We start from the raw sequence: 8,883 nt of genomic DNA, 5'->3' as shown, positions 1-8,883 counted from the left end.
GTCTCCTGGCCCCCACCGCCGCCCTCGCGGCCAAGGACCCGCGCTGCGCCGGCAAGCCCGCCGCCCGCGCCGCCCGCTTCTCCGGCACCGCCCTGAAGGGCGCCTCCGCCGCGGAGCGTTACGCCGCCTACGTCCAGGCGTGTGCACTGGATGACGTGGTGGCCCTCACGCAGACGCTCGTCCGCTTCAAGACGGTGAGCAGCGAAGCCCCCGCCGCGAAGAACCCGGAGGTGGCCGCCATGGGCCGCGCCCTGGAGGCGTGGGCGAAGCAGCACGGCTTCGGCTTCCGCACCGTGGGAGAGAACGACGTCTTCGAGCTGTCCTGGGGCGAGGGCGAGCCGCTGCTGGGGCTCGTGTTCCACGGCGACGTCGTCCCCGCGCCCGCCCATGAGTGGAAGCGCGCGCCCTTCAAGCCCGTGGTGGAGAAGGGCCGCCTGTACGGCCGCGGCGTGGAGGACGACAAGGGGCCCATCGCCTCCGGGCTCGTCGCGCTGGCCATGGCCAAGGACCTGGGCCTCAAGCCCCAGGGCAAGGTGCTGATCATCATCGGCAACGGCGAGGAGAGCGACTGGTCCGGCATGAAGAACTACGCGGACACGCAGCCCAAGCCCACGCACGTCATCTCCGTGGACTCCGGCTACCCGGTGATGGCCGCGCAGTCCGGCTTCGTCGCGTGGACGCTGGAGGCGCTCGTGGGCGCGGCCCTCGCCACGCCGAAGGAGGGCACCGTCGCGCGCGCCGTGGACGTGAGCGCGGGCGAGTTCCTCACCCAGGTGCCCGGCACCGCCACGCTGAAGCTCGCGCCTGTGAAGGGCCAGACGCCGGAGACGGTGCTCGCCGCCGTGAAGGCCGCCATCGCCCAGGAGTCCTCCGCACGCAAGGACCTGAAGGCCGACGCGAAGCGCGAGGGCAATACGGTGGTGCTCACCACCCACGGCGTGGCGGTGCACTCGTCCGTCGCGGACGAGGGCCACAACGCGCTCTGGGACGTGTCCGCCGTGGCCTCGCGGCTGTCATTGGAAGACAACGGCATCGCGGCGCTGCTGCGCGTGGTGGCGAAGCGCTTCGACGGCGACCACCACGGCGAGAGGCTGGGCCTGAAGTACCAGGACGCGCTGATGGGCCCGCTGCTCGTGGCGCCCACCGTGCTGCGCGTGAAGGACGGCACCGTGTCCCTGGGCGTCAACATGCGCCGGCCGCAGGGCCAGGACGCGGCGGCCTTCAACGCGTCGCTGGACGCCGCCACGAAGCGCGTGGGCGAGGACTCCGGGGGCCAGGTGAAGGAGGGCGCCGGCCGCTACCTGGGCGACCCGCACGTGGCGGACACGTCCGGCCCGCTGGTGAAGACGCTGATGGACATCTACCAGCGGCAGCGCAAGGCGCCGGACGCGGTGCCGGGTTCCATCCGCGGCGGCACCTACGCGCGGCTCTTTCCTCGCGCCGTGGACTTCGGGCCCGCGTTCCCCAACGAGCCCTACACCGGCCACGCCCCGGATGAATCCATCGCGCTGGAGACGCTGGACCTGGGCACGCGCATGCTCGCGGAGGCCGTGCACACGCTCGCCATCGCGCCCGCGTCCGAGGTGAAGGCCGCGCCGTGACGGCGGCTCACGGCGTCAGGTAGCCCAGGGGCGGGGGGATGCGGGGCCAGCGCACGGTGAAGGCCGTGCCGTCCCCGGCGGCGGTCTCCACTCGGACGCTGCCCCGGTGCACCTGGACGATCTCACTCACGATGTAGAGCCCCAGCCCCAGGCTGCGGTGCTTGTTGCCCGCCTTCGGAACGCTCGACTGCTTGAACGGGTCGAACAGGTGCGGCAGCAGCTCCGGCGGGATGGGGTCCCCCTCGTTGCACACGCGCATCACCACGTCCTTGGCCTCGCTGGTGAGCGTGGTGACGACGGGCGTGTCGCTCTTCGCGTGTTGCAGCGCGTTCACCACCAGATTGCCCAGCACCTGCGTCACCCGGTCCGGGTCCCAGTCCCCCCACAGGTCATCCCCGTGCACCTCCAGCACGAGGGGCCGCTCCGGGTAGACCACCTGGAGCTCCTCCAGCATGCCCTGGCACAGCTCCTCCATGTTCACGTGCTGGCGCGTCACCGGGATGCCTCCGCCCAGGCGGCTGCGCGCGAAGTCGAGGATGTCGTTGATCATCCGCGTCATCCGCGCCGTGGCCTTGCGGATGCGGTCCACGGAGCGGCGCGCCGTCGTGTCCAGCGCCGGGACCTTCCCCAGCATGAACGCCGACGCGTTCACCGCGTGCAGCGGGTTGCGCAGGTCGTGGCCCAGGACCGCGATGAGCTCCTCGCGGAAGTCGATGGCCTGCTGGAGCGCGGTCTCCGCGCGCTTGTGGTCGGTGATGTCCACCACCGTGGAGCCCACGCCGAGCAGCACGCCGTCCGAGGTGCGCACCGGGAAGTAGTCCGCGCGCCAGATTCCCGCGCGGCCCCGCACTGGATCCGGCCCTTCGAGGAGCACGTCCTGCACGGGCCGCCCGGTGTCCAGCACCTGCCGCAGCGCGCGCTCGATGGGGGCCACGGCGCCGATGCGGACCATCTCGTGCAGCGTGCGGCCCCGGTGGTCCTCCACGGGCTTGTTGTTGAGCCGCGCCAGCGTGCCGTTGATGCGCAGGTAGCGCAGTTCCGGATCCAGGAACGCGATGCCCACGGGCGCCGCCTCCAGCAGCGAGTCCAGCAGCGCCAGCGACCGCTCGGCCTCCTGGCGTGCCTCGTGCTCGCGCGCGTGCAGCTCCGTCTGGGCGATGTGCGCGGACGACCGCTCCGCGACGGCGTGGAAGAGCAGCACGTCCGCGTCGGAGAAGGCGAAGGCCGTGCGCGAGCCCATGTACGCCATGCCCAACAGCCGCTCGCCGTCCATGAGCGGCAGGCCGTACAGCGCGCGCAGCCCCGCGCGGCGCAGCGGCCCGAAGAGGACGCGCGGGTCCGTGGCGGCCGAGCGGACGAAGAAGGGCCGCCGCTCCAGCGCCGCCAGCCCGCTCACGCCCTGGCCCACCGGCACGCGCAGGCCCTTCACCTCGTCCGTGCTCAGGCCCACCGAGGCGCGCACCACCAGCGCGTCGTCCTCCAGCAGCATCACCGCCGCCGTGTCCACGGTGAGCGCGGACTCCATCAGTCGGGTGAGCAGGCGCTCCAGGAGCGTCTCCATGTCCGGGTCGTCCAGCGTCGCCTCGGACATGCGGTCCAGCGTCTGGAGGATGCGCTGCTTCATGTCCCAGAAGAACGTCATCGTCCGGGTGACCACCCGGTCGAGCGTCTCCTCCAGCCGCGTGAGGTCCCCGGGCCGCAGCCGCTGCTCCCGCGCCTCCAGCCGGTGGAGGATGCAGCGGCGCAGGAGCGCGTACTCCTGGGCCACCTCGCCCAGGTTGAAGCCCGCGTCCAGCCGGGCCGCCGCGTGCGCCGCCTCCTGGCGTTCGTCCAGCGCCTCCGGCCCCAGCTCCATCGCGTCCGCCAGCGCGGTGAGCAGCTCCGGCATGTGGTCGATGAGCCAGGGAGGGCGGGCGGAGTCCGTCCGGCCCAGGTGCTCGAACACCGCCTGCTGCCAGTCCATCAGCAGCGCGTCGTGATTCGCGCGCAGGAACTCCGCCGCGGACGGGCGGGGGCCGCCGCGCGCATCCTCGTCCACGGAGTGTGAATCCGGCTCCTGCATCGCCCGTCTCCCCGGGCCCTCGCCCGGTTGCGCCGCCCCTCGCGGAAAGTCTGCGCATGGTGCTCCCGGCGCGCTTCGCCCCCGTGGCGGATGGGGGCTCGCCACGAGCCCTCGGCCGCCAGTTCCGGGCCGGGCCCCGGACGCACCGCCCGGCGCGCCGTTCACCTTCGTGCGCTCGGCTGGCCCTGGGGACGTTCGCGCCCCAGGGCATGCGCACGCTCGGGTAGGGTGGCCGTCAAAGCATGCGCACCCTCCTGCTCAACCGCTCCGCCGTGGCCCGCAACATCCAGGCGCTCCTGCTCCTGGACGACCTGCGCGAGGCCTTCCGTACCGACGTCCTGGCCCGCACGGTGGCCCCGCAGCGCGTGCGGGCGCCGCTGCACTCGGTGGGCACCGCGATGGTGCTCTTCCCCGGCTGCGTGCCCGGCATCCCCGCGTACACGGTGAAGGTGCACGCGAAGTTCCCGGCCCAGAAGCCCGCCATCCAGGGCGTGGTGCACCTGCACGACCTGGTGACGGGAGGGCTGCTCGCGGTGATGGACTCCGGCCACCTCACCGCCGTGCGCACCGGCGTGGTGGGCGCGCTGGCCGCGGACGTGCTGGCCCGGCCGGACGCCACGCGCGTGGCGGTGATTGGCGCCGGCAGACAGGGCGTGCTCCAGCTCAAGCAGCTGCGGCTGGTGCGCACGCTCAGCCAGGTGTGCGTCTACGACACGAACATCGCGCACGCGAACGCCTACGCGCAGCGCATGTACCAGGAGCTGAACCTGCCCGTGCGCGTGGAGACGTCCGTGGCGGACGCCGTAGCGGACGCGGACATCGTGGTGACGGCGACGTGGAGCCACCAGCCCTTCCTGCACGCGGGCATGGTGCGGCCGGGCACGCACATCACCGCGCTGGGAGCGGACGAGCCGGGCAAGGCGGAGCTGTCCCAGGACCTGCTCGAGCAATCGCTGTTCGTCTGCGACCACCGCGGCTTGAGCGTCTCCACCGGCGCGGCGGGCGCGGTGGGGCTCACGGAGGCCGCCATCCACGCGGAGCTGGGCGAGGTCCTCGCGGGCCTCAAGCCCGGGCGCACGTCCCAGGACCAGGTGACGGTGTTCGCCGGGGTGGGCCTGCCCTTCCAGGACCTGGCCGCCGCCTGGCACGTGTACCAGTCGGCGACCGGCGACGAGGACGTGCCCACGCTCGACTTCAACGAGTAGCGCGGGCCGTCCGTCCGGCCTTCTTCAGGCCTTGGACAGCGTCTTCGAGAGGCGCACGGCCTCCTCGTGCAGGTCGGTGTCCTCCGCCAGCGGCATGGCGAGCACCTTCTGCACCAGCTCCTTCGCCTTCTGCTCCTGGCCCAGGCGCGCCTGCGCGAGCGCCAGGTTGAGCAGCGGCTCCGGGCGGTCCGGGGCGCGGCGCACGGCCTCCTCCAGCACCGTCACCGCGCGCGGCAGGTGGGTGTTCGCCGGCTCCGCGGGGACACGCAGGAGCAGCTGGCCCAGGTTGTTCGCCGCGCGCCAGCCGTCCGGCGCCAGGCCCATGCCCTGCTCGTACGCGGCGATGGCCTTGTCGTACGCGGGCGGCTCCTGCGACTCGAAGCAGGTGGCCTCCGCCATCTTCAGCGACTCGCTGGCGACGCCCTGCGACGCCATGGTCTGGCACACGTAGCGGGCCTGCTCGACTTGACCGCGCGCCAGCATCAGCTGCGCCAGGTTCGCCTGGGCATCCGCGTCCTTCGGGCGCTGGGCCGCGAGCGCGGAGGCCGCCTCGTAGGACGTGCGCAGGTCGCGCAGCGCCATGGACAGCACCGTCACGGACGCGAGCAGGCGCGGCTGGTAGGGCACTGCCTGGAGGCCCTGCTCCAGCACCTTGCGCGCGTCCACCAGCTTGTCCTGGGCGGACAGCGCGTGCGACAGGCTCAGGTACGCGGGCACGAAGCGCGGCGCCAGCGTGAGGACCTCGCGCAGCGTGGCGAGGCCGGCGTCCGTCTGGCCGGCCTCCAGCTGCACCTGGCCCAGGCGGTAGCGGAACACCGGGTTCTGGGGCGCCAGCTTCGCGGCCTGGGACAGGGCCTCCAGCGCCTGGGGCGCCTTGTCCTGCTTGATCAGCATCATGCCCTTGCCGAAGTGAGCCTCGGCGCGGTTCGGCTCCACCGCGAGCACGCCCTGGTAGGCCTTGAGGGCGGCGTCCAGCTGGCCCTTCTGGGCGGCGATGTTCGCGCGCACGAGGCCGGTCTCCGCCGTGGCACCCTGGGCCTCCGCCTTGGCGAGCAGGCCCTCCGCCTGGGGCACCTTGTTCTCCACCAGGGCCAGCTTGGCCATCACCACCAGCGCGTCGCGGTGGTTGGGGTTCTTCGCGAGGAGCTTCTCGGCCTCGGCCTTGGCCTGGGTCACCTGACCCTGCGCGAGGAGGGTTTCCAGAGAGTTCATGATGGAAAGTGTCCCCCAGGGGGCGGGGGCTGTCGAGCAACGGGGAAAAAGGAAGGGCCTCGCCCGGATGGACGAGGCCCTGGGAAGAGCTTCAGGTGGGAGGCGGCCGGAGGCGGCCCGCCGCTACCACTTGGTCAGCACGTCCTTGATGCCCTCACCGACGTTCTTGATGCCCTCGCCGACGTTCTTGATGCCCTCGCCGACGTTCTGCACCGCGTTGCCCACGCCCTCGACGGCGGCCTTGGCGGCGTCGCCGACCTTGCCCACGTCGACGGAGAAGCCGAACTCCAGGCTGGCGCCGATGCCCAGCGCCGCGCCCACGTCGAAGTTGGCGGACAGCTTGCCGTCCTTCAGGCCGACGTTGGCCTCGAACTCCACGCCGATGCCGGCGAAGGCCTCCGCGCCGGCCGTGACGGTCGCGGGCCCAATCTCCTGGGTGACCTCCGCGCTGGCGCGGGCGCCGGCGAACGCCTCACCGTGAACGGAGGCGGCGGCCTGGCCGTGCAGCGGATCCAGCACCACCTGGCCCGTGGCGGTCGCCTCGGCGCCCACGTTGCCCTCCGCGCCCCACTCGGAGCGGCCCAGCGCCGTGTCCGCGTGGCCTTCCACGGAGCCGCGCACCAGGTCGGCGCGCACGTCCACGGAGCCCTCGGCGCCAATCTTGCCGTGCAGCGGGTCGATGGAGACGCTGCCCTGCGCGGCCACGTCCGCCGTCAGCACCTGGCCTTCCACCGTGTTGTGGAAGTTGCCGTTCACGTCACCGGAGGTGTGGGAGCCGGAGGCCGCGGTCCAGTTCTTGTTCCACTCACCCTGGGCCACCGTCTTGTCGAAGCGGCTGGTCTCCAGCTGCTTCTGGATGTCCGCCGTGGTGTTGGGGTTGGCCTTGTTGCTGGTGGTGACGCGGTTGCCCTTCGCGCCGCGGGTCAGGTCGAGGGTCGCCTCGCCCTGCGCCCGGTTCTCCGTGTGAGCCTGGACCTCACGGCGCGTCTGCATCCCGTTGGCCGGAGTGGGCTTCGCGGGGTTCCGGAACACGGGGCGGTAGCGGTTGGTCTCGATGGCCATGGAAGAGGGTGCTCCGGCGGGCGCAAAGCGCGGTGGGAAATCTTGTGACTTGAGAGAGTATCGAGCGCCCACCCGAGAAAGTTTCCGCTCCTCTTTTTTCTTTCTGATCCGCCCGAGCCCTCAGGGTTCGGATCTCCCGGGAGCCAGGATTCCCTCTGGATCGAACGCCAACTTCAGCCGCTTGCGCACCTCCGCGGAGTCGTCCCGCACGGGCGGTGCGGCGTCCTGCGCCTGGAGTCCGGCTCGGGTCAGGTGGTACCCGGCGTCCGCCAGTTCGCGGGTGAGGGCGCGGTAGCAGGCCTGGGCGCGGGCGTCCTCGCCGCGGACGTCCCGGTCATAGGCGAGCGCGGTGACCAGGTAGACGCAGCGCGGGGAGTGGGCGAGGAGCGCCAGGTTGGGTTCGAACCCGAAGAGGCGGGGGACGCGGTCGGCGATGTCCGTGGCGCGCTTCGCCTCCGGGCCGGTGAAGGGGACGGCGACGGAGCACCAGATGAAGCCGCAGCGGTCCCGGTCCGGGTGCGGGTCCTCCGGCTTGGGGGTGCGCTTGCGCCAGTAGGCCATGGCGAGGTTGGTTTCGGTGGGGACTCCCTGGAGCGTGCCTTCGCCAAACGGGGCCACCGGCCCGAAGGACAGGGGGCGGAAGGCGCCTTCCACGGCGCGCGCGAGCCGCTTCTCCAGCAGGGCGCCCAGCTCCGCGTCCGGGGCGATGAGGGTGCCGCTGATGGCCCAGCGGCCAAAGCCCTCGCGCAGCTTCTCGCGGGCCCAGTCCGGCAGCGGTGCCCGGCCCACGGAGGGGTAGGGGAATTGCTGGGTGATGCTGTACGCCTTGATGTCGTTCCAGAAGAAGAAGCTGCCCTTGAGCGTGCCGTCCAGGGCCAGGGCCTGGAGCCGGTCCACCATGTCCCAGAGCTGGGCGTCGTCGTTCACGGCGCAGAAGAAGTCGCGCAGCCAGGGCTGCTTGCGCGCCAGCCAGAACGTCATCCGCGTCACCACGCCCAGTGACGACTGGCTGAAGAGGCCGTCCAGCACCGGGCCCAGGCCCCAGCGGAAGACGGGGGCGGAGCGGGCGCCAGGGAAGCGCGCGTGGCCCGTCTCCACGCGCTCGCCCGTGGGGAGCACGGCCTCCAGCGCGCACACGTTCTGGAAGATGTCCGCGTTGGGGCCGGCCCCGTCGCCGCGCTCCAGCGCGTTGCCCACCATGCTCGCGTCCGGTGATCCGCCGATGGTGGTGATGAACGTGGAGGAGCCCTTGTCGCGCAGGTACTCGTAGGCCTGGCGGAACGTCACGCCGGGCTCCACGGTGAGGTACGCGAGCTGTTCGTCGTGCGCGAGGATGCGGTTCATGCGCCCCAGGTCCAGCAGCACGCTGCCGTCGCCGGGAGGCACGCGCGAACCGTAGCCCCAGTTGCGGCCGGCGCTCACCGGGTACACCGGCACGCGGTGCGCGGTCGCGATGCGCAGGCACGCCTGCACCTGCGCCGTGTCCGCCGGCCGCACGATGGCGGGGATGCGCTGGGTGGTGGCGAAGGTGGCCGTCTGGGCGGCCTCCAGCGCTTCCGGATCCAGGATGACGTGCGCTTCACCCACCGCTTCCCGCCACGCGGCCAGGGCCGCCTGCGGGTCACCGGGGTGAGGGGGGGCCTTCGCTTCGGTCTCGCTCACGGGGCCGCAGTATGCCCGCGCGGGCGTCCCCCCGCTGGCTCCCCGGGCGGCGAGCGGGCATACTGCGGCCCCGTGAGCG

Annotated in this window: 6 protein-coding genes; 2 read left to right on the top strand and 4 right to left on the bottom strand. The window is 72.3% G+C overall.

What is annotated here, in order from left to right:
• The coding region (locus tag D7Y21_RS38275; protein WP_121718343.1) for a Sapep family Mn(2+)-dependent dipeptidase at positions 1 to 1,601 on the top strand (1,601 nt) is incomplete at its 5' end.
• 7 nt (positions 1,602 to 1,608) lie between these two features.
• Here the strand turns inward: D7Y21_RS38275 and D7Y21_RS38270 are convergent.
• Positions 1,609 to 3,663 carry an ATP-binding protein gene (locus D7Y21_RS38270; protein ID WP_121718342.1) on the bottom strand — a complete coding sequence of 685 codons (2,055 nt, stop codon included), beginning with the start codon at positions 3,661 to 3,663 and terminating at the stop codon, positions 1,609 to 1,611.
• Positions 3,664 to 3,905: 242 nt separating this feature from the next.
• Here D7Y21_RS38270 and D7Y21_RS38265 point away from each other — a divergent pair, with 242 nt between their 5' ends.
• A complete protein-coding gene (locus tag D7Y21_RS38265; RefSeq protein WP_120567500.1) occupies positions 3,906 to 4,868 on the top strand; it encodes an ornithine cyclodeaminase family protein in 963 nt (320 codons plus the stop codon).
• Between the two features lie 24 nt (positions 4,869 to 4,892).
• On the opposite strand, the gene D7Y21_RS38260 is transcribed toward D7Y21_RS38265, so the two are convergent.
• The 3 genes from D7Y21_RS38260 to D7Y21_RS38250 all read right to left on the bottom strand — a co-directional run bounded on the left by D7Y21_RS38260 (position 4,893) and on the right by D7Y21_RS38250 (position 8,804).
• Positions 4,893 to 6,080 carry a tetratricopeptide repeat protein gene (locus D7Y21_RS38260; protein WP_121718341.1) on the bottom strand — a complete coding sequence of 396 codons (1,188 nt, stop codon included), beginning with the start codon at positions 6,078 to 6,080 and terminating at the stop codon, positions 4,893 to 4,895.
• Positions 6,081 to 6,203: 123 nt separating this feature from the next.
• On the bottom strand, positions 6,204 to 7,142 hold the full coding sequence (locus D7Y21_RS38255; RefSeq protein ID WP_120567502.1) for a hypothetical protein: 939 nt from the start codon (positions 7,140 to 7,142) through the stop codon (positions 6,204 to 6,206).
• Positions 7,143 to 7,262: 120 nt separating this feature from the next.
• Positions 7,263 to 8,804: an FAD-binding oxidoreductase gene (locus tag D7Y21_RS38250; protein ID WP_120567503.1), complete on the bottom strand. Its 1,542-nt coding sequence runs from the start codon at positions 8,802 to 8,804 to the stop codon at positions 7,263 to 7,265.
• Positions 8,805 to 8,883 lie beyond the last annotated feature (79 nt).

The sequence above is a fragment of the Corallococcus sp. AB045 genome (genome assembly GCF_003668895.1).
GTDB classification, from domain to species: domain Bacteria; phylum Myxococcota; class Myxococcia; order Myxococcales; family Myxococcaceae; genus Corallococcus; species Corallococcus coralloides.
Note: the sequence above shows the minus strand (reverse complement) of the source record. Positions and strands in the feature narration are given on the sequence as shown.